General features: G+C 62.6%; 20 protein-coding genes and 1 pseudogene. 4 read left to right on the forward strand and 17 right to left on the reverse strand.

Annotated elements, in window-relative coordinates:
* Window positions 1-28: 28 nt before the first annotated feature.
* The 13 genes and pseudogenes from CAG44_RS17315 to paaF all read right to left on the reverse strand — a co-directional run.
* Window positions 29-1597 (reverse strand): annotated as a pseudogene (locus CAG44_RS17315) (cation acetate symporter); the annotation flags it as partial.
* A complete protein-coding gene (locus tag CAG44_RS17320; protein WP_004376242.1) occupies window positions 1588-1896 on the reverse strand; it encodes a DUF485 domain-containing protein in 309 nt (102 codons plus the stop codon). The pseudogene CAG44_RS17315 and the gene CAG44_RS17320, both read right to left, overlap by 10 nt.
* Window positions 1897-2065: 169 nt before the next feature.
* Window positions 2066-3142, reverse strand: a complete 1077-nt coding sequence (paaE, locus tag CAG44_RS17325) for a 1,2-phenylacetyl-CoA epoxidase subunit PaaE (protein ID WP_085692594.1) — start codon at window positions 3140-3142, stop codon at window positions 2066-2068.
* Window positions 3143-3157: 15 nt separating this feature from the next.
* On the reverse strand, window positions 3158-3691 hold the full coding sequence (gene paaD / locus CAG44_RS17330; RefSeq protein WP_025339107.1) for a 1,2-phenylacetyl-CoA epoxidase subunit PaaD: 534 nt from the start codon (window positions 3689-3691) through the stop codon (window positions 3158-3160).
* Window positions 3678-4436 carry a 1,2-phenylacetyl-CoA epoxidase subunit PaaC gene (gene paaC, locus CAG44_RS17335; RefSeq protein ID WP_085692595.1) on the reverse strand — a complete coding sequence of 253 codons (759 nt, stop codon included), beginning with the start codon at window positions 4434-4436 and terminating at the stop codon, window positions 3678-3680. Before paaC ends, paaD begins: the two co-directional genes overlap by 14 nt.
* A gap of 8 nt (window positions 4437-4444) precedes the next feature.
* The gene (gene paaB / locus CAG44_RS17340; RefSeq protein ID WP_013972614.1) at window positions 4445-4726 is read right to left on the reverse strand and encodes a 1,2-phenylacetyl-CoA epoxidase subunit PaaB; all 282 of its coding nucleotides are present in this window, start codon (window positions 4724-4726) and stop codon (window positions 4445-4447) included.
* Between the two features lie 25 nt (window positions 4727-4751).
* On the reverse strand, window positions 4752-5741 hold the full coding sequence (gene paaA / locus CAG44_RS17345; RefSeq protein ID WP_025339109.1) for a 1,2-phenylacetyl-CoA epoxidase subunit PaaA: 990 nt from the start codon (window positions 5739-5741) through the stop codon (window positions 4752-4754).
* Window positions 5742-6033: 292 nt separating this feature from the next.
* Window positions 6034-7353, reverse strand: a complete 1320-nt coding sequence (gene paaK, locus CAG44_RS17350) for a phenylacetate--CoA ligase PaaK (protein WP_085692596.1) — start codon at window positions 7351-7353, stop codon at window positions 6034-6036.
* 121 nt (window positions 7354-7474) lie between these two features.
* Window positions 7475-8695 carry a 3-oxoadipyl-CoA thiolase gene (pcaF, locus tag CAG44_RS17355; RefSeq protein WP_085692597.1) on the reverse strand — a complete coding sequence of 407 codons (1221 nt, stop codon included), beginning with the start codon at window positions 8693-8695 and terminating at the stop codon, window positions 7475-7477.
* The gene (gene paaI, locus CAG44_RS17360) at window positions 8688-9128 is read right to left on the reverse strand and encodes a hydroxyphenylacetyl-CoA thioesterase PaaI (protein WP_013972610.1); all 441 of its coding nucleotides are present in this window, start codon (window positions 9126-9128) and stop codon (window positions 8688-8690) included. The genes pcaF and paaI overlap by 8 nt, the downstream gene beginning before the upstream one ends.
* Window positions 9121-10638 carry a 3-hydroxyacyl-CoA dehydrogenase PaaH gene (gene paaH, locus CAG44_RS17365; protein WP_085692598.1) on the reverse strand — a complete coding sequence of 506 codons (1518 nt, stop codon included), beginning with the start codon at window positions 10636-10638 and terminating at the stop codon, window positions 9121-9123. The genes paaI and paaH overlap by 8 nt, the downstream gene beginning before the upstream one ends.
* 2 nt (window positions 10639-10640) lie before the next feature.
* Window positions 10641-11432 carry a 2-(1,2-epoxy-1,2-dihydrophenyl)acetyl-CoA isomerase PaaG gene (gene paaG, locus CAG44_RS17370; RefSeq protein WP_015270321.1) on the reverse strand — a complete coding sequence of 264 codons (792 nt, stop codon included), beginning with the start codon at window positions 11430-11432 and terminating at the stop codon, window positions 10641-10643.
* A gap of 34 nt (window positions 11433-11466) precedes the next feature.
* Window positions 11467-12240, reverse strand: coding sequence for a 2,3-dehydroadipyl-CoA hydratase PaaF (gene paaF, locus CAG44_RS17375; RefSeq protein ID WP_085692599.1), 774 nt, complete (start codon window positions 12238-12240; stop codon window positions 11467-11469).
* Window positions 12241-12594: 354 nt separating this feature from the next.
* On the opposite strand from paaF, the gene paaY reads away from it, so the two are divergent.
* Window positions 12595-13194 (forward strand): phenylacetic acid degradation protein PaaY, encoded by a 600-nt coding sequence (gene paaY / locus CAG44_RS17380; RefSeq protein WP_085692600.1) that lies wholly within the window; start codon window positions 12595-12597, stop codon window positions 13192-13194.
* Between the two features lie 77 nt (window positions 13195-13271).
* Window positions 13272-14195, forward strand: coding sequence for a phenylacetic acid degradation operon negative regulatory protein PaaX (gene paaX / locus CAG44_RS17385; RefSeq protein ID WP_178076934.1), 924 nt, complete (start codon window positions 13272-13274; stop codon window positions 14193-14195).
* A gap of 847 nt (window positions 14196-15042) precedes the next feature.
* Here the strand turns inward: paaX and CAG44_RS17390 are convergent.
* The 4 genes from CAG44_RS17390 to CAG44_RS17405 form a co-directional block, all read right to left on the reverse strand.
* Window positions 15043-16230 (reverse strand): MFS transporter, encoded by a 1188-nt coding sequence (locus CAG44_RS17390; RefSeq protein ID WP_025339117.1) that lies wholly within the window; start codon window positions 16228-16230, stop codon window positions 15043-15045.
* A gap of 267 nt (window positions 16231-16497) precedes the next feature.
* Complete coding sequence (locus CAG44_RS17395; RefSeq protein WP_158091152.1) at window positions 16498-17388, reverse strand: MBL fold metallo-hydrolase; 891 nt, start codon at window positions 17386-17388, stop codon at window positions 16498-16500.
* 109 nt (window positions 17389-17497) lie between these two features.
* Window positions 17498-18958, reverse strand: coding sequence for an aldehyde dehydrogenase (locus CAG44_RS17400; protein ID WP_085692603.1), 1461 nt, complete (start codon window positions 18956-18958; stop codon window positions 17498-17500).
* A 58-nt stretch (window positions 18959-19016) separates the two neighbouring features.
* Window positions 19017-20072 carry a zinc-binding dehydrogenase gene (locus tag CAG44_RS17405; RefSeq protein WP_085692604.1) on the reverse strand — a complete coding sequence of 352 codons (1056 nt, stop codon included), beginning with the start codon at window positions 20070-20072 and terminating at the stop codon, window positions 19017-19019.
* Window positions 20073-20531: 459 nt separating this feature from the next.
* Here CAG44_RS17405 and dctP point away from each other — a divergent pair, with 459 nt between their 5' ends.
* Together dctP and CAG44_RS17415 are read left to right on the forward strand one after the other, a co-directional pair.
* Window positions 20532-21644 carry a TRAP transporter substrate-binding protein DctP gene (gene dctP / locus CAG44_RS17410; RefSeq protein WP_085692605.1) on the forward strand — a complete coding sequence of 371 codons (1113 nt, stop codon included), beginning with the start codon at window positions 20532-20534 and terminating at the stop codon, window positions 21642-21644.
* Window positions 21645-21670: 26 nt separating this feature from the next.
* On the forward strand, window positions 21671-22180 hold the full coding sequence (locus CAG44_RS17415; protein ID WP_085692606.1) for a TRAP transporter small permease: 510 nt from the start codon (window positions 21671-21673) through the stop codon (window positions 22178-22180).
* Window position 22181: the final 1 nt, after the last annotated feature.

Raw genomic sequence — 22181 nt, forward strand, 5'->3', positions numbered from 1 at the left:
ACCCGACATGGTTGTTCTTCCCTGAGAGTCAGTGCTTGCTGGCGCCGGCAGCGCCGATTCCGGTCATGGAACGGATGAACTGGGCCAGGTAGCGGCCACGTTCCTGGCTGGCGCGTTCGGAACTGTCAGTGACCGAGAACACCCAGGCGCCGAGGAAGGCCAGGCTCATGGAGAACAGCGCCGGGTTGCTGTAGGGGAACAGCGCCTTTTCGTGATGCAGCACGTTGACCCACACCGCCGGGCCCAGCACCACCAGCAGCACAGCCGAAACCAGGCCGGCCATGCTGCCGCACACCGCGCCGCGGGTGGTCAGGCCTTTCCAGAACATCGAAAGCAGCAGCACCGGGAAGTTGACCGAGGCGGCCACCGCCAGCACCAGGCCGGAGAGGAAGGCGATGTTCTGCGATTCGAACATCAGGCCGAGGATGACCGCCAGCAGGCCGATCAGCAGGGTGGCGATACGCGACACGCGCATTTCCTCCTGCTCGCTGGCCTTGCCCTGGCGCACCACGCAGGCATACAGGTCGTGGGAAACGGCCGATGCACCGGACAGCGCCAGGCCGGCGACCACCGCCAGGATGGTGGCGAAGGCCACGGCGGAGATGAAACCGAGGAACAGATTGCCACCCACGGCCTGGGCAAGGTGCACGGCGACCATGTTGCCGCCGCCGATGATCGCGCCGGTGGCGTCACGGTAGGACGGCTCGGTGCCGACCATGACGATGGCACCAAAGCCGATGACGATCAGCAGCAGGTAGAAGTAGCCGATGAACCCGGTGGCATAGAACACGCTCTTGCGCGCTTCCTTGGCATCGCTGACGGTGAAGAAGCGCATCAGGATATGCGGCAGGCCGGCGGTACCGAACATCATGCCCAGGCCCAGGGAAATGGCGTCCACCGGGTTGGACAGCAAGCCGCCCGGGGCCATGATCGCCTGGCCCTTGGCATGCACGGCCACGGCGCTGGCAAACATCGCCTCGGTGCTGAAGCCGAAATGCTTGAGCACCATGAAGGCCATGAAGCTGGTGCCCGACAGCAGCATCACCGCCTTGATGATCTGCACCCAGGTGGTGGCGAGCATGCCGCCGAAGGTGACGTAGGCGACCATCAGCACGCCGACCAGCATCACCGCGTACAGGTAGCTGATGCCGAACAGCAGTTCGATCAGCTTGCCGGCACCGACCATCTGCGCCACCAGGTACATCAGCGCCACCACCAGGGTGCCGAAGGCCGAGGTCAGGCGCACCGGGGTTTGCGCCAGGCGGTAGCTGACCACGTCGGCGAAGGTGTACTTGCCCAGGTTGCGCAGGCGTTCGGCGATCAGGAACAGGATGATCGGCCAGCCGGCCAGTACGCCCAGGGCATACAGCAGGCCGTCGTAGCCGTTCATGAACATCATTGCCGAAATGCCCAGGAACGACGCGGCGCTGATCATGTCGCCGGCGATCGCCAGGCCGTTCTGCATGCCGGTCAGGCCCCCGCCGGCGGTGTAGAAGTCGCTGGCCGAGCGGGTGCGCATGGCAGCCCAGCGGGTGACCAGCAGGGTGAAGCAGACGAACACCATGAACATCGAGATGGCGGTCCAGTTCATTGTGCGCACTCCTGCTTGACCTTGTCGTTGAGCGGGTCGAGCACGTTGTTGGCGCGGTGCACGTAGATGCCGGTCAAGGCGAAGGACAGCAGCACCATCAGCACGCCCACCAGCATGCCGACGGTGGTCACGCCACCACTGAGGGACTGGCCGAGGGTGCTGGGGGAAAACGCCACCAGCAGGACGAAGCCGTAGTAGATCACCAGCATGGCCAGGGTCAGGCTGCCGTTGAGGCGGCGTTTGCGCTGCACCAGGTGCTGGAAGTCGGGGTGGTTGGCGATGCTTTCGATGCGTTCGGGGGTCATGGGTTGCGATCTCTGGGTGTTGTAATTGTTTTGTTGAGGTCACGCGGGTGTTGCGGTGTCGCTTAGGGCCTCTTCGCGGGCATGCCCGCTCCCACAGGTGCGGCGGTGTGCTTGAGACTTGCGCTATCCCTGTGGGAGCGGGCGCGCCCGCGAAGCAGGCGACGCGGTTTCAGAGCTGGTCGAAATCGAGCACTACCTTGTCGCTCACCGGGTAGGTCTGGCATGACAGCACGTACCCGGCCGCCACTTCGTAGTCCTCCAGGGCATGGTTGCTGTCCATCTCCACTTCGCCCTCGATTACCCGGCACTTGCAGGTCGAGCACACGCCGGCCTTGCACGAGTACGGCAGCTCGGCGCCGATGGCGTTGCCGGCGTCCAGCACGTTCTGGGTATTGCGTGGCAGGTCGAAGGTAAGCGCGCGGCCGTCGCTGATCACGGTGATGTGGCTGAGCGCCGAGTCCACCTGGCGCGCCGCCTCGCGGGCTTCACGACGGGCTTCGCTGCCGGCTGCGGCGAACAGCTCGAAATGGATGCGTTCCTTGGCCAGGCCATTGGCCCGCAGGCTGTCGCGCACCGTCTCGGTCATCGCCTGCGGGCCGCAGATGAATGCGGCATCCAGGTTGGCAACGTCCATCCAGCGCGAGAACAGCTGGCCGCACTTGTCGGCATCGATGCGGCCGTTGTACAGGTCGACATCCTGCTGCTCGCGGCTGAACACGAAAATCAGGTTCAGGCGGTCGAGGTAACGGTTCTTCAGGTCTTCCAGCTTGTCGCGGAACAGGGCGCCAGAGCTGGAGCGGTTGCCGTACAGCAGGGTGAAGCGGCTGTGTGGCTCGCTGGCCAGGGTAGTGGCGATGATCGACAGGATCGGGGTGATGCCGCTGCCGGCAGCCACGCCCAGGTAGTTGCCCTGGCGGGCCGGCTCCAGTGGCACGAAGAAGCTGCCCGACGGCGGCATCACTTCCAGTTGCTGGCCGGCCTTGAGCTCGTCATTGGCAAATGCCGAGAAGCGCCCGCCAGGCACGCGCTTTACCGCCACACGCAGTTCGCCGTCCTGCACGGCACTGCAGATGGAGTAGGAACGGCGGACTTCTTCGTTGTCCAGCTGGGTACGCATGACCAGGTACTGGCCCTGGGTGAAACGGAACTGCGCCTGCAGGTGCTCGGGCACGTCGAAGGCAATCGACACCGCATCGCGGGTCTCGTTGCGCACTTGCTTGATGGTCAGGCTGTGAAACTGGCTCATGGCGTTCTCCACGGCTCAAATGCATTTGAAATAGTCGAACGGCTCCAGGCACTCGCGGCAGCGGTAAAGCGCCTTGCAAGCCGTGGAACCGAACTGGCTGAGCAATTCGGTATGGGCGCTGCCGCACTGCGGGCAGCACACCTGCGGCGCTTCGCCGAGCAGGCTGCGTTTGCTGGCGCTGCCCTGTGGCGGGGCGATGCCGTAGGCGCGCAGGCGCTCGCGGCCCAGTTCGCTGATCCAGTCGGTGCTCCAGGCCGGGGTCAGCCGGCGCTCCAGAGCCGGGGCGGGGAAACCGGCCTGTTCCAGCGCCTGGCGGATATCCCCTTCGATCACCTCGGTGGCCGGGCAGCCGGAATAGGTCGGCGTGACGACCAGGTGCAGGTGCCCGGCGCGCCAGTCGAGGTCGCGCACGATGCCCAGGTCGACCACGCTGACCACGGGCACTTCCGGGTCCATGACCTGGGCCAGTACCGCCCAGGCCCGGGCCAGGTCGTCGCCGCGTGGCGCGCGGGCGCCACGGTCGCCGGCAATCAGCTCACCAGGTTGCATCGGGGTACGCCCTTGGCAGGAACTGCATCTCGGCCAGCAGCAGGCCGAGGTGCTCGGTGTGCAGGCCTTTGCGACCGTCCAGGTAAAAGTGGCTGGCGGCCTTGGGCAGTGGCAGCTCGACCGAAGCGAAGGTCTCGCCAACCTGCTTGAGCCAGGCCGCGCCGACGGCAGCGGGGTCGGCGGCGATACCCGCCTGCGCCAGGTGCCCTTCTTTGTCGCTACCGGCAGTCAGTTCGACGGTGAAGCGCCACAGTGCCGGGATGGCCGCGAGCATGCGTTGGCGGCTTTCTTCGGTGCCACCGCCCAGGCGTTGCACCCACTCGCTGGAGCGGCGCAGGTGGTAGGTGACTTCCTTCAGGGCCTTGGCGGCGATACCGGCGATACGCTCGTCGTTCGAGCCGACCAGGCCCTGAAGCACGGCGAAATGCCAGGCGTCATAGAAGAACTGTTTGGTCATGGTCACGGCGAAATCGCCGTTGGGCTGCTCGACCAGCAACAGGTTGCGATAGGCGCGCTCGTCACGGCGGAAGGCCAGGGCGTCGGCGTCACGGCCATCATCGAGCAGCTCGGCGGCGTACTCCAGCCAGTTGCGCGCCTGGCCTACCAGGTCGAGGCCGACGTTCATCAGGGCCAGTTCTTCTTCGATGGCCGGGGCGCGGCCACACCATTCGCAGAGGCGCTGGCCCTGCACCAGGGCACTGTCGCCGAGCAGCAGCAGGTAGGGGACAAGGGTTTCGTTGTGCATGGCCAACCTCACATGTGTCCGACTTCGTCGGGCAGTTCGTAGAAGCTGGCATGGCGGTAGACCTTGTCGTCCGCCGGGGCGAACAGCGGGTCTTTCTCGTCCGGGGAAGAAGCGGTGATCAGTGCCGAGGGCACCACCCACAGGCTCACGCCTTCGCTGCGGCGGGTGTACAGCTCGCGGGCGTTTTCGATGGCCATGGCGGCATCGGCGGCGTGCACGCTGCCGACATGCTTGTGGTTAAGGCCGTGCTTGCTGCGCACGAACACTTCGTAGAGGGTCCAGACAGACATTTTCGATCTCCGCATCAATCGCCGCTCAGGCGGCGTTCTTGTTCTGTTGCTTGCGCGCGTAGGCCACGGCGGCCTCGCGTACCCAGGCGCCGTCCTCGATGGCCTTGCGCCGTGTGGCGACACGTTCCTGGTTGCATGGGCCATTGCCCTTGATCACTTCGTAGAACTCGTCCCACTGGATTTCGCCGAAGTCGTAGTGGCCGCGCTCGGCGTTCCACTTCAGCTCCGGGTCGGGGGCGGTGCAGCCGAGCAGCTCGAGCTGCGGCACGGTCTGGTCGATGAAGCGCTGGCGCAGTTCATCGTTGGTCTGGCGCTTGATCTTCCAGGCCATGGACTGGGCGCTGTTGGGGGAGTGCTCGTCGCTGGGGCCGAACATCATCAGTGCTGGCCACCACAGGCGGTCGATCGCGTCCTGGACCATGTCGCGCTGGGCCTGGGTGCCGTGGCGCATCATGGTCAGGAGGATTTCGTAGCCCTGGCGCTGGTGGAAGCTCTCTTCCTTGCAGATACGGATCATCGCGCGCGAATACGGGCCGTAGGAGGTGCGCTGCAGCACCACCTGGTTGACGATGGCCGCGCCATCCACCAGCCAGCCCACTGCGCCCATGTCGGCCCAGCTGAGGGTGGGGTAGTTGAAGATGCTCGAGTACTTGGCCTTGCCACTGTGCAGCTTGGCGATTTCTTCGTCACGGTCGGCGCCCAGGGTTTCCATGGCGCTGTACAGGTACAGGCCGTGGCCGGCTTCGTCCTGGATCTTGGCCATCAGCTGCAGCTTGCGCTTGAGGCTGGGGGCACGGGTGACCCAGTTGCCTTCGGGCAGCATGCCGACGATTTCCGAGTGGGCGTGCTGGGAGATCTGCCGGATCAGGGTCTGGCGATAGGCCTCGGGCATCCAGTTCTTGGCTTCGATCTTGATTTCGGCGTCGATCTTTTCCTGGAAGTTGCGCTCCTCGGGCGACATCTCTTCCAGCGACTTGACGCGCTTGACTCCGGTTTCCACTAGCTGTGCGTACATGTGTTCCGACTCCTGCTAAGGCATGAGTCATTTGTAAGCGATACAAAACATAACGTCAAACAGTTTTATGTGTATCGAATAAGTTTTGTGTATCGCTTTGCTGGTCAAGGGGGCTGCTGTGCAGCCCTTTCGCCGGCAAGCCAGCTCCCACAGGGACAGCGTCCATCTCCAGGGCAACCGCTCTCCTGTGGGAGCTGGCTTGCCGGCGAAAGGGGCGCAAAGCGCCCCCAGCAATCTCCCAGGCAAAAAAAAGCCCCGGACGATGCCGGGGCCGAAAAGGCAGCCGAATGAATCAGCTGGCCAACCGTTTGTCGAACACGTGGCAGGCCTTGCCCTCGGAACGCTTGAGCGTGCCGCAGGGCTGCAGGCGCACCTGGGTGCTGATGCCGATGTAGGTCTTGATCTGCTTGGTCAGCTCCCCAGTCAACAGTTTGCGCTGGCCTTCATCGAGGTGCTGGCACTCCCCACGCAGTTCCACATGCACCTCGACACTGTCCAGGTTGCCATTGCGATACAGATGAATCTCATAAAGCTCAGAAAGCTGTTTTATTTTTAGTACCTGCTCCTCGATCTGAGTCGGGAACACGTTGACCCCGCGAATGATCAGCATGTCATCGCTGCGGCCGGTGATCTTGCCGATCCGCCGCATTGGCCTGGCGGTACCGGGCAGCAGGCGAGTGAGGTCGCGGGTGCGGTAGCGCACCATGGGCAACGCTTCCTTGCTCAGCGAGGTGAACACCAGTTCGCCCAGTTGGCCGTCCGGTAGCACCGCACCGGTGATCGGGTCGATGATCTCGGGGTAGAAATGGTCCTCCCAGATGGTCGGGCCATCCTTGGTTTCGAGGCACTCCATCGCCACCCCAGGCCCCATGATTTCCGACAGGCCATAAATGTCGAGGGCATCGATGCCCAGCCTTTGCTCGATCGAGCGGCGCAGCTCGTCGGTCCACGGCTCGGCGCCGAATATGCCCAGGCGCAGCTTGAGGTCTTGAGGGTCGATGCCCTGGCGCTCGATCTCGTCGGCCAGGTTGAGCATGTAGGAGGGGGTGACCATGATGATGTCGGGCTGGAAGTCGCGAATCAGCTGCACCTGCTTCTCGGTCTGGCCACCGGACATGGGGATCACCGTGCAGCCCAGGCGCTCGGCACCGTAATGCGCGCCGAGCCCGCCGGTGAACAGGCCGTAGCCGTAGGAGACATGCACCTTGTCCCCCTTGCGCCCACCCGCGGCGCGGATCGAGCGGGCGACCACATTGGCCCAGGTGTCGATGTCGTTCTGGGTGTAGCCCACCACCGTCGGCTTGCCGGTGGTGCCACTGGAGGCGTGCAGGCGCACCACCTCTTGCTGGGGCACGGCGAACATGCCGTAGGGGTAGTTGTCGCGCAGGTCGTTCTTGCCGGTGAAGGGGAACTTCGCCAGGTCTTCCAGGCACTTGAGGTCGTCGGGGTGGGCGCCGCACTCGGCAAAGCGCTGGCGGTACAGCGGCACGTTGTCGTAGGCGTGCTTCAGGCTCCAGCGCAGGCGCTCCAGCTGGTGCTGGCGCAGGGCGTCGACACTGGCGGTTTCCATCGGGTCCAACAGGGCACGATCGGCATCATGGTACATGTTCATGGCTTCACTCGAATTGTTCTTGTACGCCGCGCGGTACCGGTTGCAGGCCGCGTGGTGAGTGTCATGGAAGCAGCATATACGGCTGCGTTCGGTTCGGTAACAAGCCGATGGTCTGAGCCGCTCAGAGGCGTTCGATGACCATCGCGATGCCTTGGCCAACGCCGATGCACATGGTGCACAGGGCGTAGCGTCCGGCGGTTTCTTCCAGCTCGTGCAACGCGGTGGTGACCAGGCGTGCACCGCTCATGCCCAACGGGTGGCCGAGGGCGATGGCACCGCCGTTGCGGTTGACCCGCTCGTCGTCGTCAGCCAGGCCGAGCTCGCGCAGTACCGCGAGGCCCTGGGCGGCAAAGGCCTCGTTGAGCTCTATGACGTCCATGTCGGCCAGCGACAGCCCGACAAGCTCCAGCACCTTGCGGGTAGCCGGCACCGGGCCGATGCCCATCAGCCGTGGTTCGACCCCGGCCACCGCCATGCCGACGATGCGGCCGCGAGCCTTCAGGCCATGACGGCGGGCGGCGGCGCTGCTGGCGAGCAGCAGGGCGCAGGCACCATCGTTGACCCCGGAGGCATTGCCGGCGGTGACGCTGCCGCCGTCGCGGAACGGGGTACCCAGCCTGGCCAGTTGCTCCAGGGTGGTGTCGCCGCGGGGATGTTCGTCGTGCTCGACCACTTTGGCCGGGCCTTTGCGCTGCGGGATCTCGACCGGCACGATTTCCCGTGCCAGGCGCCCGCGTGCCTGGGCGGCGGCGGCCTTGTGCTGGCTGCGCAGGGCAAAGGCGTCCTGGTCGGCGCGGGAAATAGCAAATTGCTGCGCGACGTTCTCGGCCGTTTCCGGCATCGAATCGGTGCCGAAGGCCGCCTTCATCAGCGGGTTGACGAAACGCCAGCCGATGGTGGTGTCGAACAGTTCGGCCGCACGGCCGAACGCCTGCTCCGACTTGCCCATGACGAACGGCGCGCGTGACATCGACTCCACGCCGCCGGCCAGCATCAGCCCGGCTTCGCCGCAGCGCAGGGCGCGGGCCGCATTGCCGATGGCGTCCAGGCCGGAGCCACACAGGCGGTTGATGGTGGTGCCCGGCACTTCGATCGGCAGCCCGGCCAGCAAGCTGGCCATGTGCGCGACGTTGCGGTTGTCCTCGCCAGCCTGGTTGGCACAGCCGAGGATGACGTCGTCGATGGCTTTCCAGTCCAGTTCGGGGTGGCGCTGGATCAGGGCCTTGAGCGGGATGGCGGCCAGGTCATCGGCGCGCACGCCGCTCAAGGCGCCGGCATAACGGCCGATGGGGGTGCGCACGGCGTCGATGATCAAGGCATCGGCCAGGGTGTGTTCAGTCATCTTGCGTCTCCTGCGCCAGCACGGTGCCGCGCACTTTGTAGGATTTGCCATGGAACATCGCCACCAGCTCACCGCGCTGGTTCTCGATGCGGACGTGGTACAGGCCGGTGCGGCCCTTGCGGCTGACCTCGCTGGCGCGGGCGGTGAGCACGTCATCACGCAGCGCCGGGGCCAGGTAGTCGATACTGCAGCCCAGGGCGACGGTGGCCTGGTCGTGACTGTTGCAGGCGAAGGCAAACGCCGAGTCGGCCAGGGCGAACAGGAAGCCGCCATGGCAGGTGCCATGCCCCTGGATCATGTCGGCGCGTACCGGCATGCGCAGGCATGCCTGGCCCGGACCGGCCTCCAGCAGGCGGATGCCCAGGCCCTGGGTGGCCTGGTCGCGGGCGTACATGGCCTCGGCACAGGCTTGTGCCAGTTCGACTTCAGTCATGCAGGGTGCCTCCTTTGGCTTCGCAGCGGCGTAACAGCAGGGAAGGGCGGTAACGGCTCTCGCCGTAGCTGCGCTGCAGGTTGTCGAGCACGCGCAGGGTGTGGGGGATGCCGATGTTCGCGGCCCAGGCCAGCGGGCCGCAGGGGTAGTTGACGCCGGCACGCATGGCCAGGTCGATGTCGGCGGCGCTGCCGACACCTTGCAACACGGCATCGGCGGCCTCGTTGGCGAGCATCGCCACGGTGCGCAGCACCACCAGGCCGGGCAGGTCGGCGACCGCCGTTACCTTCAGGCCGGCACGCCGCAGCAAGGCCACCGCCTGGTCACGAGCGTTGTCGCTGGTGTCGGCCGACCAGCTGATGGCGAGGCGGGTGGCGGTGGTGTAGTCCAGGGCCAGGTCGAGCAGCACCAGGTTGCGCAGGCCGTCTTCCCGGGCGCGCTGGCTGGCCAGGCGGCCATCGGACAGCGCCAGGGTGGCATCGCCCACCTGGATCAGGCCGCTGCCGGCGCGCTGGGTCACGGCGACGCCGCTTTGGCGCAGGCGCTCGACCAGCGGCTGCATCGCCCCAAGGTCGCCTTCGACGACGCAGGCATCGACGATGGCGGGGCTGTGCAGTTCGGCTGGCTGCGGGCGTTCGGCGCCTTCGGCATAGCTATAGAAGCCTTGGCCGGTCTTGCGCCCGAGGCGGCCTGCGTCCACCAGTTCTTTTTGCACCAGCGAAGGCTGGAAGCGGAAGTCGCCATAGAACGCATCGAAGACCGAACAGGTAACGGCGTAATTGACATCGTGGCCGATCAGGTCGGTGAGTTCGAACGCGCCCATGCGGAAACCGCCGGCATCACGCAGCAGCGCATCGAGGCTGGCGCAATCGGCTGCGCCTTCCTGCAGCAGGCGCAGGCTTTCGGCGTAGAACGGCCGCGCCACACGGTTGACGATGAAGCCCGGCGTGGAGCGCGTGTGCACCGGCTGCTTGCCCCAGGCCTGGGCGGTGGCATGAATGCATGCGGCAACGGCCGGGGCGGTGGCCAAGCCCGACACCACTTCCACCAGTGCCATCAGCGGCGCCGGGTTGAAGAAGTGCATGCCAACCACCTGGTGCGGGCGTTGCAGCCCGGCGGCGAGGCTGGTGATGGACAGCGACGAAGTGTTGCTGGCGAGGATGCAGTCGGTGGCGCACAAGGCTTCCAGCTGGCTGAACAGCGCCTGCTTGACCTGCAGGTTCTCGACGATGGCCTCGATCACCAGGCGGGCATCGGCCAGAGCTTCAAGGGCGTCTACCGGGCACAGCCGGGCGCTGATGGCTTCCCGCTCGGCAGCCTGCAACTTGCCTTTTTCCACCAGGCGGGCAAGTTGCCGATCTATGCCGGCCACCGCCTGGGCTGCAGCGCCCGGGCGGTTGTCGTAGAGCTTTACCGGGTGGCCGGCCTGGGCCGCAACCTGGGCAATGCCTGCGCCCATGGCGCCCGCACCGATCACCGCCACCTGGGCATTGCTTGCGAGTGCGCTCATGATCAACGCCCCTTGAATGCCGGCGTGCGCTTGTTCATGAAGGCACTCACGCCTTCGCGATAGTCCTCGCTGCGCCCGGCCAGGCGCTGCAGGTCGCGCTCCAGCTCCAGCTGTTCATCGAAACCGTTGTCGAAACTGGCGTTCAGGCTGCGCTTGATCAGGGCCAGGCCGTAAGTGGGCTGGGTGGCGAGCTGGCGGGCGAGGGTGAGGGCTTCGTCGCGCAGCGCGGCATCGTCCACCACGCGGTGGATCAGCCCCCATTGCTGGGCCTGTTCGGCGCCCAGGCGCTCGCCCAGCATGGCCAGGGCCTTGGCCCGTGCCATGCCAACCAGGCGCGGCAGCAGCCAGGTGCCGCCGGAGTCGGGTACCAGGCCGATCTTGCAGAAGGCCTGGATGAAGCTGGCCGAGCGGGCAGCCAACACCAGGTCGCAGGCCAGCGGGATGTTGGCACCGGCGCCGGCAGCCACGCCGTTCACCGCACAGATCACCGGCAGCGGCAGGTCGCGCAGGGTGCGCACCAGCGGGTTGTAGAACTTGTCGATCGATTCGCCGAGGTCCGGCATCTCGGCGCCCGGGGCGACGTTGCGATCGGACAGGTCCTGGCCGGCGCAGAAACCACGGCCTTCGGCAGTCAGCAACAACACCCGTGCTTCGCTGCTCTGGCGTACTTGCTTGAGTGCCTCGCGCACTTCCAGGTGCATGGCGGTATTGAAGCTGTTCAGTTGCTCGGGGCGATTCAACGAGAGGAGGGCGACGCCGTCCTCGATGGAAAACAGGATGTGCTGGAAAGTCATGACAGACTCGCTCCGTCAGTCGAGGGAAAGATGATCAGCGGCCCTGGAAGCGGGCCTGGCGTTTTTCCTGGAAGGCACGGATGCCTTCGACGCGGTCGGCGGTGCCGGCCAGCAAGGTGAAGGCATGGCGTTCGAAGCGCAGGCCGCTGGCCAGGTCGGTATCGCCGGCCTTGAGCAGCGCTTCCTTGGCCAGGCGCACCGCCAGTGGGGCCTTTGCGGCGATGCTGCGGGCGATGTGCAGTGCGCGTTCCACGGTGAGTTCCGGCTGGGTGATTTCGCTGACCAGCCCAACCTGCAAGGCATGACGGGCGGTGATGGCTTCGCCGGTCAGCACCATTTGCATGGCCAGCGGCTTGCCTACTGCCCGCAGCAGGCGCTGGGTGCCGCCGGCGCCGGGGATGATGCCGAGGTTGATTTCCGGCTGGCCGAAACGGGCGTCGCTGCCGGCGATGACGATGTCGGCACACATCACCAGTTCGCAGCCGCCACCCAGGGCGTAGCCGTTGACGGCGGCGATCAGTGGCTTGGCGAAGGCGGCGATGCTTTGCCAGTGGGCCACCCGCGGGTCGTTGAGGATGCCGACCAGGTCGCGCTCGGCCATCTCGCGGATATCGGCGCCTGCGGCGAATGCCTTGCGGCTGCCGGTGAGCACCACCGCGCGGATCTGTTCGTCTCGCCCGGCCGCTTCCAGCGCAGCGGCCAGCTCTGCCAGTAGCTCGGTGCACAGGGCGTTGAGCGCCTCGGGCCGTTGCAGGGTAATGAGCTGGACGCCGTGTTCGGGCGCCTGCACATCAAGATATCGCGGCATGTCGGGTTCCTCTGGCTGCACGCACGGCACATCGTGGGGCCGGCATTTCTTGGAATTGTTTGCAGGGGCGTGATGCGGGGATCACGTCCAGGTGGAACCAGTATATGCATTACGCGATACAATAATGCAACATTCAAAATTGTTTCATGTATCTCTTTTCCGTGAGTGACAACTGCCTCAGCAAAGGGTTTCATGATGTTGAATCGCTTCATCACCTTATATTCAAAGCATAACGCTGAATTTATGGGGGCGCGATGACCCCAGAAAAAGCGATACACGACCATGCCGATTGACGCACCACAAGATTGTGATACAAGATCAAGGCGCATTTGAAATCATTTCAGGAGCTTTGCCATGCCTTGCTATCGACTGGACGGCCTGACGCCCATGGTTCATCCGACAGCCTACGTGCACCCCAGCGCCGTGCTGATTGGTGATGTCATCGTCGGCCCTCGTTGCTACGTCGGCCCACTGGCCTCACTAAGGGGGGATTTCGGCCGTATCGTGCTTGAGGAGGGCGCCAACCTGCAGGACACCTGCGTGATGCATGGTTTCCCGGGTGGCGATACGGTGGTCGAACGCAACGGGCATGTCGGGCATGGCGCCGTGCTGCACGGCTGTCGCGTGGGCGAAGACGCCTTGATCGGCATGAACGCGGTGGTGATGGATGGTGCCCATGTGGCACCGCGCTGCATCGTCGCGGCCACGGCATTCGTCAAGGCGGGCTTCGAATGTGCGGCACAAAGCCTGGTGATGGGCTCGCCAGCCCAGGTCAAGCGCCCACTGACCGAACAGGAACTGGCCTGGAAGCAACGTGGCACGGCGGAGTACCAGCGCCTGGCGCAACGCTGCATGAACAGCATGGTCGAATGCCCGCCACTGACCGAGGTCGAGCCCGAGCGCCCACGCATGGAAGACACCGGCGTCAGGCCCAAAGGCCAGGCATCGGCATGAGCCTGGCAGCGTCACGCAATGGTCAGGCGGCCCGCCGCGCAGGTATAGTCGGTGCTTTAACCGCGCACAGTTCGCCCATGAGCAATCTCGCCCCACTGAACAACCTGATCACCCGCTTCCAGGAACAGACGCCGATCCGCGCCAGTTCCCTGATCATCACTTTGTACGGCGACGCCATCGAGCCCCACGGCGGAACCGTCTGGCTGGGTAGCCTGATCAACCTGCTGGAGCCGATCGGCATCAACGAGCGCCTGATCCGCACATCGATCTTCCGCCTTACCAAGGAAGGCTGGCTCACCGCCGAAAAGGTTGGCCGCCGCAGTTACTACAGCCTGACAGGGACTGGCCGCCGGCGGTTCGAGAAAGCCTTCAAACGGGTCTACAGCCCCAGCCAACCAGCCTGGGACGGCGCCTGGACGCTGGTGTTGCTCTCGCAACTGGAGGCCGGCAAGCGCAAGGCTTTGCGTGAAGAGTTGGAGTGGCAGGGCTTCGGCGCCATGGCGCCGAACCTGCTGGGCTGCCCACGGGCAGACCGCGCCGACCTGGCCGCCACCTTGCGTGACCTGGAGGCGAGCGACGGCAGCATCGTCTTCGAAACCCACACCCAGGAGGTGCTGGCATCCAAGGCCATGCGCGCCCAGGTGCGGGAAAGCTGGCGCATCGACGAACTGGGGCAGCAGTACAGCGAGTTCATCCAGCTGTTCAGGCCGCTATGGCAAGGTTTGAAAGAGCAGCAACAGCTCGATGCGCAGGATTGCTTCCTGGCACGTACGCTGCTGATTCACGAATACCGCCGGCTGCTGCTGCGCGACCCGCAACTGCCGGACGAGCTGCTGCCTGGGGATTGGGAGGGAAGGGCCGCGCGACAGCTGTGCCGTAACCTCTATCGGCTGGTGTTTGCCAAGGCGGAAGAATGGCTGAATGCAGCGCTGGAGACGGCTGATGGGCCGTTGCCGGATGTGAATGAAGGCTTTTACAGGCGTTTTGGCGGGCTTGTTTGAGGATTGGGTGCAGAGGCGGGTTCTATATAACTACGCTAAATGAGTATTTAGTGTAGTTATACCTTATTTGCATATACAGCATGGCAAATGGGGGGGTATGCCTGGCCCTCAGGTATCGCGCGGTCCTCATGTATCTTTTGTCGCTTGTACTGATCACATCGCTTGCAGGCCAGCACCCACAGGGATGGTTCGTGGCTTGAGGTCTGCGCGAGATGTAAACAACTGTCCTCTCAATCCTGCGGGCCCTTGTAGGAGCGGCCTTGTGTCGCGATGGGCTGCGCAGCAGCCCCCAAGGTTTCAAAGCAGACGCATGAATTGTTGGGGCTGCCTTGCAGCCCATCGCGACACAAGGCCGCTCCTACAATTGACCGCGTTAACCGATCGACCGGGAGTTGGGTTGCCGGTGATGGGAAGCGTGACAACCTCAATGGCGCTGGCTGACAGGCGCTAGTCGTCAGTGTGGTCATGCATGCGCTGGATTTGTCCTGATAAACAAAGTCGAGGGTGACCGTACCAGGTTTCTTTCAAGCACTCAGGGTACAGGTGCAAATGGCTGGCCTGATGTCCAAGTCGCGGTAGCCAACAGTCCAAAAGGCAAGGCTAACGCATCTGGCACCAGGTCGGCGCTTGTGATGGTAAGCGAGCGATGGATCAGGACAGATTATCTAGACCAGAGAGCTTTCCCTGGTCCCAAAGTGCCTCACTCGTGGTCTGGTGACCAAATATAGACTAGCGCATAATGAGTATTATGTTAAATGACGTATTTGGAAGCGCCCGACCATATTTGTCCAATCCCTCACACCTCCGAGTACCCGGAAGTAATTCTCGAAATTTCTGGTTCGAAACATCATTCAGGACCGCGAACGCTCACCGCTGCGCACCCCATCATGATCAGCGAAAATGCCAGTACCATCGGAGCAATACCGAAGGTATGAACAAGTGCTCCCAGTGCCAGCGGAAAAACGGTTTGCAGACAGTTATTAACGGTCATGGACAATCCCACCGATTCATTGACCCGCTCTGCCGGCGCTGCGTCATATATCATTGCCAAGGAAACAGGCACGCCCACACCCAATGGCATCCCTAGGAGTAGGCTCAGAACGCTCAGGGTGACGACTTGATGGGCGAACGGTATCACGGCATAAATGACAGCACCGATGATCATTGCCACCACCAGCGTCGGTCGTGGCCTGGCATACCGCGTCAAGACGGGTGTGAAAAACCGGGAGATGAATGCCCCGCCGGCAAAAGCGCCGAGCAACCAACCCGCCTCGATGGGCGAGATGCCATTGGCAACGGCATGCAGTGATATCACGAACGGGAAAATGGTCTGCGCAGCGAAGAAGAGGCTGCTCACCAGTATCCAGACCATCAATCCAGGCACACGTAACAGCGGATAGATGCCTTGGCGGGCCAACCTCGCCAAAGGCCCACGACGCTCGTGCCTGAAATGATGCAGACGAAGACCGATTGCGAGAATGGACAGTACGGAGAACCCTCCCAGCAACGTGATTGCAGCGTTTGAACCATGATGCTGGTACATCGCCCCCGCCAACACTGGAGCCACCAGTTGGAATAGCGAATAACTAAGGATCAGGTACCCCAGATAGCGAGGGCGTTGTGCTTCTGTCGCGATTGAGCCGACAGCACGAGTGGCGGCCATATGGGTAAATACTGCACCCGCCCCCACGAGACCTGCGACGATCACGAGCGCGTACCGACTCGGAAATACCCAGAACGTCGTCGTTGCGCCAACGATGAGCAGCGCGGCGCTCATGATCGGCATCAAGGTCCCCGCGCGGTCCAGCCAGCGCCCGAATGACACGCTGAACACCATGGGGGCAGCTGTGAATGCTGCGGCAATGACGCCCACCAGCGTAGCGCTTGCCCCCAGCGAGAGCGCGATCAAGGGTACTACCAGGCGCGCCGAGCCCAGGGCAGAAATATTCAGCCCTGCGATCGCCAAGGTACCCATGAAATTTACCCTGTCACGGATGCTCATCCGGTCTGGTCGATACTGCTGGATCTGCCCCATAAGACCTTGCTCCACTCCAATCCCGTCGAACCAGGCAGCAACATACGCGCTGGTACGGGGGCGGCATCTCGCCTCGACCCAACCCCGTCAGGTATGACCAAACATCATGTGATGCTTAGAAATTGTTGTTGGATGGTTAGCGATTGCAGCGAGCTATCCAATTGGCCATGTATGAAGTGCCGCTTCTCAAGCAATGAATCGACCTTAACCTCTCGTAAGACCGCGCCGTTCTCCGCGAAGCGCGCAGCGTAGAACGTAAGGACCCGTTCATTTCGAAACGAGAGGTTTGAAAAAATAGCCGCCTTCTTCAGTTGAGCAAATCTGACCGAACGAAGGTGTGCTGAAATGAATCCCCGCAAGTAATGTCGACGTATCAGCGCAAGCCGAGAGCAGCGCCTCCCTTGTCATCGTGGACTGACGCTGGTCATGATCACTCACGGTTGCCCAATGCGGCCTTGCGACTTGGCACGGGTGGTGAAACGCATCGCCCGCAATGATGATGTCGCCACAGCCGCTTTCAATCATGACGGCGATATGCGAGTGGGTATGTCCAGGGGTCGCCAGGATGGAGACGCCGTCACCGAGCTCACACGGTGCCTCGACAAGATTCACCAACCCAGCCTCGACCACCGGGTGGATGGACTCGCCAAACGAGACAGAATGCATGTCTTGCGGGCTCCGCTGAGCAGCCTCTAGCCAATACTCATATTCACCACGGGCAAAATGGTACTTGGCATTGGGAAAGGTAGGCAGCCACCTGCCCTCGTGTAGATAGGTGTTCCAACCTACATGGTCGATATGCAGATGAGTACACAGGACATCGGTCACTTGGCCACGATCGATACCGGCGCGCTCCAGCGCTTCGAGAAAACCGGTCTCCATATGCTCCCACTCGGCGACCTCCGTGACGGTCTTGTCATTGCCGATGCAGGTATCCACGACCAGCGTGCGCCCATTCAACCTGACGATGAAACATTGAGATAGCGCATTCAATGAAAAGTCAGCATTACGATAGGGAGGCTTCAACCATTCGATTGCACGAATATTGTCAGGCGTCGTATCAGGCAGGAGCCAAGCCAGTTGCGGGCCTATTTCCAACTCGATGACCTGGAAGATTTCAGCGGCACCTATCTGCGTACGTACTACCTCTAATGCCATGACACATCCCCTTAAATGGGCCATTTCCAATGTTCAATGTTAGCCCCATGCAATGGCACTTCACGCGCACGCCTGACGCTCGAACGCCAGGCGTGCGGCGATCAGGGGGTCATGCCAATACGATGGTTTTCGACTCCATGAAGGCCAACAAGCCCTCTACCCCGCCCTCACGACCAATCCCAGACTGCTTGAAGCCGCCAAAGCCGATCGAAAAATCAGTGCGTGGCCCATTGTGCCCCACAGTACCGGAGCGAAGCTGCCGTGCCACTTGCAACGCCTTTTCACGGTCGTTGGTGAAGACTGCGGCATTAAGTCCGAACGGCGTGTCGTTCGCCATACGAATGGCATCCGCCTCACTGTCGGCGGGAATGACACAAAGCACCGGCCCGAAAATCTCTTCCTGGGCGATGGCGGAGCGATTGTCGACGTTGGCAAAGACCGTAGGTTCGTAGAAGAACCCTTTTTTCGGGCTTTCAGGACGCTTCCCTCCCGTCACCAGCCTAGCCCCTTCAGCAATGCCTTTTGCCACATAACGCTCCACGGTTTCCCGCTGACGCGCGCTGGCGAGCGGGCCGGAGGTCGTATCGTCGGCAAACGGGTCGCCGACGACGATCTTGCGCGCGATGTTCGCCAGCGCGTCGACCATCTGGTCGTGCTTCGCCCGTGGAACGATCACCCTGGTCAGGCTATGGCAGATCTGGCCGGTGTTATAACCAAAATAGGAGTTGCCCAAGGTGGTGGCGGCCGTTTCGATGTCATAGTCGTCAAGCACCACGGCCGGCGACTTGCCTCCCAGCTCAAGCGTTACGCGGGCGACACGATCTCCAGCGATGGAGGCTATCCTACGGCCCGCTCCGGTCGACCCGGTGAAGGTAATCTTGTCCACGCCCGGATGGCGAACCAACTCTTCGGACACATCCCTGTCCGCCGTCACGACGTTGATGACGCCTGGAGGCAGTCCGATCTCCTCGCAGATCTGCGCGAGCAGGTACGCCGAACATGGCGCTTCCGGCGGTGATTTGATGACCATCGTGCACCCGGCCAGCAGCGCCGGCGCGGTCTTGTAGGCCATCAGCCCCGCAGGGCCATTCCAAGGAATGATCTGCCCCACTACACCGACCGGTTCATAAACGCGATAGGCCGGATTTCCGGTCACCGACTGATGTGCCTCGCTGAAGGCAAAGCTCGAGGCCATCGCCGCGTATTGCCGAAACGCGCCACTGATGAACAGGCCAATACGCGGTTGAGCGACCTTGTAGACAATGCCTGTTTCGATAGACCAGATGCGCGCGAACTCATCATTCAGAGCCTCGAGGCGCTCGGCAATTTTTTCCAGGTAGACGGCACGCTCCTGTGGGCTCAAGCGCGGCCAGGGCCCGTCGTCAAAGGCCTCACGCGCCGCGTTGATCGCCCGCTGCATATCCTCGGAAGAGGCTTTCGCTACAGTGGCGACGACCTCTTCGGTCGAGCAGTCGAGTACATCGAAGGTTTCAGAGGTGGCGGGCACCACCCACTGCCCACCGATGAATAGCCGATCGGGGTGTTTCAGGGAAATGGTTCTTTCGGTCATGATGATCTCCATTGGGCACCACTGCGCCACTGAACGGGTTGGCCAGAACATCGGGCGGTCAGAAGACGATCACGCCCTTGCCGCCTGCCTGCTGGTTGAAATCGGCATAGGCCTCACCGGCCTGCTCAAGGGACCACTCGCTGGAAAACAGCTTGTCCACCTCGACACCATGGGCCGCGATGAAGCGCGCACAGTCGCTCATGCCGACCTCCGAAACCGTGAATGAGCCCACCAAGGTCCGCTGCTTGCCGATGAGGTCCTTCATGACATCAAGGCTCAGGTTACCGCCCACCGACACTAGGGCAATCCGCCCCCAGATACTGGTGCTGCGCACGGCTTGGCTACGGGGTATCTCACCACCGGCACACTCCATGGCGCAGGAGGCGCCTTTGCCGGCCGTGAGCCTGTGAATCTGCTCGACCGGGTCAACTCGGCTGGCATCGATGGCATGCGCTACACCAAACGCCTTCGCGTTCTGCACGCGTTCGGCGTTGATATCGACGCCGATCACCTCTACGCCCATGGCCGCCGCCAACTGCGCGGCGGAAAGCCCGACGGGCCCCAGGCCATAGATCGCCAGCGTGTCGCGGGCGGCGACGCCAAGGCGAAGCAAAGCGCCATAGGCCGTACCCGTGCCACAAGCAATGGCGGCACCGCCCTTGAACGAAATGTCTTGAGGTAGATGGATCAGCGAAGACACCGGGACCTTCATGTAGGTGGCATGCCCGCCGTGGTTGAGTACGCCATAGATGTCGGCGCCGTGATCGCACAACTGGGTCCAGCCGCTGCGGCAATGCTCGCAGTGGCTGCACCCCTTGTAATGAAAGACGATGACCCGATCGCCGGGCTTGAATGCCCGCGCATCGACACCGGCTCCCACCGCGGCGATTACCCCACAGGGTTCATGCCCACCGATGATGTCGTCGCCGCGCATGCGCTCCTTCAGGCCGAGCATACCAAGTGCCTCGTGCATGCCGTGCCGGTAGTAATGCAGGTCGGTACCGCACATGCCGGAGGCCTTCATCTCGATGATGGCCTCGCCCGGTCCTGGGGTGGGGTCCGGGAAGTCCTTGACCTGGACTTCGCACTGCCCCTTGAAAATCATGCCTCGCATTCAACGCCCTCAGCATCTGCTTGATTGTTGTTGGTGGTCAGGTGCTGTCGTTGCGCTCGAATATCCCTGTGCAGTTGCCAGGGAACGAAACACGCCGCGCATATGGCCAGCACCGGGACAGGCAATATCCCTCTGGCTTGAGGCTAAGAGCATCTCGGGCGTGGGGCAAACGCGATAAATCGAAGCGTCAATTCGTTCTGGGCGAAGCAGTTTCAGGGTTCGCCAGGAGCGAATCGGGGCTTGCGAATTCTTCAGCCGAAACAGCAGGCGCAATTGGCTGCTCTGCTTCATCGTTATCCCGCTATCGCACCCGCGCACAACCACTGCCCCGGGACGTTGCGTACACGGTGATTCAACGCAGAGGAGTGACCCAGTGACCTGACAGGCCCGATCAACTCGACGACACCCAAACAGGAATAGAAACAACAACAAGATCATTCCAGTTTCAGAGGTACAGCCATGTTGTTCCGTTCGAAGACACAGTCAAAAACCCGTGCGCCTGCACGGCCACCCGCCATTCAGTCGCGCCCCGCGCTCCAGCGCCCTTCGGTACTTCAGTGCGCGACGGTACTGACCCTTGCCGGTTTGTGCAGTGCGTTCCCCGCCGTTGCAGAAGACCAGATCAACCTGAAGTTCACTCACCGCTTCTCATCGAAACACTATGCCTGGACCCATGGCGGTGGCGTATTCACCCAGGCGGTGGAGAAGGCTTCAAACGGCAGGGTGACGTTTGAAACCTACCCCGCCGCACAATTGGGAAAAGACTATTTCAGCCTGCTCCGCTCGGGGTTGGCCGATATAGCTGTTTTCATTCCTGCGTATGAGTCGGACAAACTTCCGATGTCCACGGTCGCTGAACTGCCGAACATGTACAGCAATATTTGCCAGGGCGCCCGAACGCTGGCGACCATGGTCAGTGACACAGGCACCATCGGCAAATCCGAGTACAACCGCCACGGGCTTCACGTGCTGTTCGTGACCCTGATGCCGCCCTATACCTTCATGACCTCGAAGCAACCGACCGCCAGCCTGGAGGCGATGGAGGGGTTGAAGATCCGCGGGGCCGGGGCGGCCATGACCAAGACGGTACAGGCTCTGGACGCGGTGCCTGTGCAAATCTCCGCTTCCGAGGTGTACGAGGCGCTGTCGCGCGGCACCATCGACGGCGCCGTCTACCCCTACAACGCGCTGACGCCCTACGCCCTCGAAAACCAACTCAAGTACTCCGTCGACGGTGTAAGCCTGGGTGGAACGGCCGTGGTGTATGCCATCAACAGCAAAAAGTGGAATGCGCTGCCCGCGGATGTGAAAACCATCATGAACCAAGCGGCGCAGTCCACCCAGGCCTCAATGTGCCAATGGCTGGACGAGGAAAACGTCAGGATCAAGAACCAGATCGTCAGGGACAACGGCCATATCGTGACGCAGTTGCCCGCCGAGGATCTGGCCAAGCTGACGCTTGCCATGCAGCAGGTCAAGAAAAGCTGGGCGCAGGTCATGGATGCGGCCCATCACGACGGCAGTGCACTGCTTGAGGAGTACCACCAGCTGTTCGTGGCATCAGAACAATAACCTGCCGCTTACCTGAGAGCCTTTCCATGAAATCGATAATTCAAGTACTCGAGAAGTCCAGCACGCTGCTCGCGGGTATCTGCCTGCTAATCACCATGTTCCTCATCAGCGCCGACGCGGTTGCCCGCTACTTGTTCCATTCGCCCATTCCCTGGACGATGGACGTCATCAGCTATTACCTCATGGTGGTTATTTCCTACCTGGCGATCTCCGATACATTCCGGCATGGCGACCATATCCAACTGGACCTGTTCCTTAACCGCATGAGCCCGCGCACAAAGCTGATTTCAGATACCGCGTGCTCGCTCTTGGCGGCCTGCGTGTTCGTGGTTATCGCCATTGGCAGCACCCTCAGCATGATCGAGTCTTTTCAGGCAGACGAGTTTCTCACCGGGTATGTCAACTGGCCGGTCTGGCTGAGCTACTTGCCCATCAGTGCAGGCAGCGCCCTGCTGTCTTTGCGCCTGATCCATCACTGCTCGCTGCTATTGAGCAGTGGCCAGGATGCGTCTCTCGAACAACCGGAGGAAGCCTGAG

The sequence above is a fragment of the Pseudomonas sp. B13(2017) genome (genome assembly GCF_002113245.1).
GTDB lineage: Bacteria > Pseudomonadota > Gammaproteobacteria > Pseudomonadales > Pseudomonadaceae > Aquipseudomonas > Aquipseudomonas putida_Z.

Excerpts from the sequence above, each read along its gene's own strand:
- CAG44_RS17320 (WP_004376242.1), bottom strand. The coding sequence starts at position 1,896 with ATGACCCCCGAACGCATCGAAAGCATCGCCAACCACCCCGACTTCCAG.
- paaE (WP_085692594.1), bottom strand. The coding sequence starts at position 3,142 with ATGAGCCAGTTTCACAGCCTGACCATCAAGCAAGTGCGCAACGAGACC.
- paaD (WP_025339107.1), bottom strand. The coding sequence starts at position 3,691 with ATGCAACCTGGTGAGCTGATTGCCGGCGACCGTGGCGCCCGCGCGCCA.
- paaC (WP_085692595.1), bottom strand. The coding sequence starts at position 4,436 with ATGCACAACGAAACCCTTGTCCCCTACCTGCTGCTGCTCGGCGACAGT.
- paaB (WP_013972614.1), bottom strand. The coding sequence starts at position 4,726 with ATGTCTGTCTGGACCCTCTACGAAGTGTTCGTGCGCAGCAAGCACGGC.
- paaA (WP_025339109.1), bottom strand. The coding sequence starts at position 5,741 with ATGTACGCACAGCTAGTGGAAACCGGAGTCAAGCGCGTCAAGTCGCTG.
- paaK (WP_085692596.1), bottom strand. The coding sequence starts at position 7,353 with ATGAACATGTACCATGATGCCGATCGTGCCCTGTTGGACCCGATGGAA.
- pcaF (WP_085692597.1), bottom strand. The coding sequence starts at position 8,695 with ATGACTGAACACACCCTGGCCGATGCCTTGATCATCGACGCCGTGCGC.
- paaI (WP_013972610.1), bottom strand. The coding sequence starts at position 9,128 with ATGACTGAAGTCGAACTGGCACAAGCCTGTGCCGAGGCCATGTACGCC.
- paaH (WP_085692598.1), bottom strand. The coding sequence starts at position 10,638 with ATGAGCGCACTCGCAAGCAATGCCCAGGTGGCGGTGATCGGTGCGGGC.
- paaG (WP_015270321.1), bottom strand. The coding sequence starts at position 11,432 with ATGACTTTCCAGCACATCCTGTTTTCCATCGAGGACGGCGTCGCCCTC.
- paaF (WP_085692599.1), bottom strand. The coding sequence starts at position 12,240 with ATGCCGCGATATCTTGATGTGCAGGCGCCCGAACACGGCGTCCAGCTC.
- paaY (WP_085692600.1), top strand. The coding sequence starts at position 12,595 with ATGCCTTGCTATCGACTGGACGGCCTGACGCCCATGGTTCATCCGACA.
- paaX (WP_178076934.1), top strand. The coding sequence starts at position 13,272 with ATGAGCAATCTCGCCCCACTGAACAACCTGATCACCCGCTTCCAGGAA.
- CAG44_RS17390 (WP_025339117.1), bottom strand. The coding sequence starts at position 16,230 with ATGGGGCAGATCCAGCAGTATCGACCAGACCGGATGAGCATCCGTGAC.
- CAG44_RS17395 (WP_158091152.1), bottom strand. The coding sequence starts at position 17,388 with ATGGCATTAGAGGTAGTACGTACGCAGATAGGTGCCGCTGAAATCTTC.
- CAG44_RS17400 (WP_085692603.1), bottom strand. The coding sequence starts at position 18,958 with ATGACCGAAAGAACCATTTCCCTGAAACACCCCGATCGGCTATTCATC.
- CAG44_RS17405 (WP_085692604.1), bottom strand. The coding sequence starts at position 20,072 with ATGCGAGGCATGATTTTCAAGGGGCAGTGCGAAGTCCAGGTCAAGGAC.
- dctP (WP_085692605.1), top strand. The coding sequence starts at position 20,532 with ATGTTGTTCCGTTCGAAGACACAGTCAAAAACCCGTGCGCCTGCACGG.
- CAG44_RS17415 (WP_085692606.1), top strand. The coding sequence starts at position 21,671 with ATGAAATCGATAATTCAAGTACTCGAGAAGTCCAGCACGCTGCTCGCG.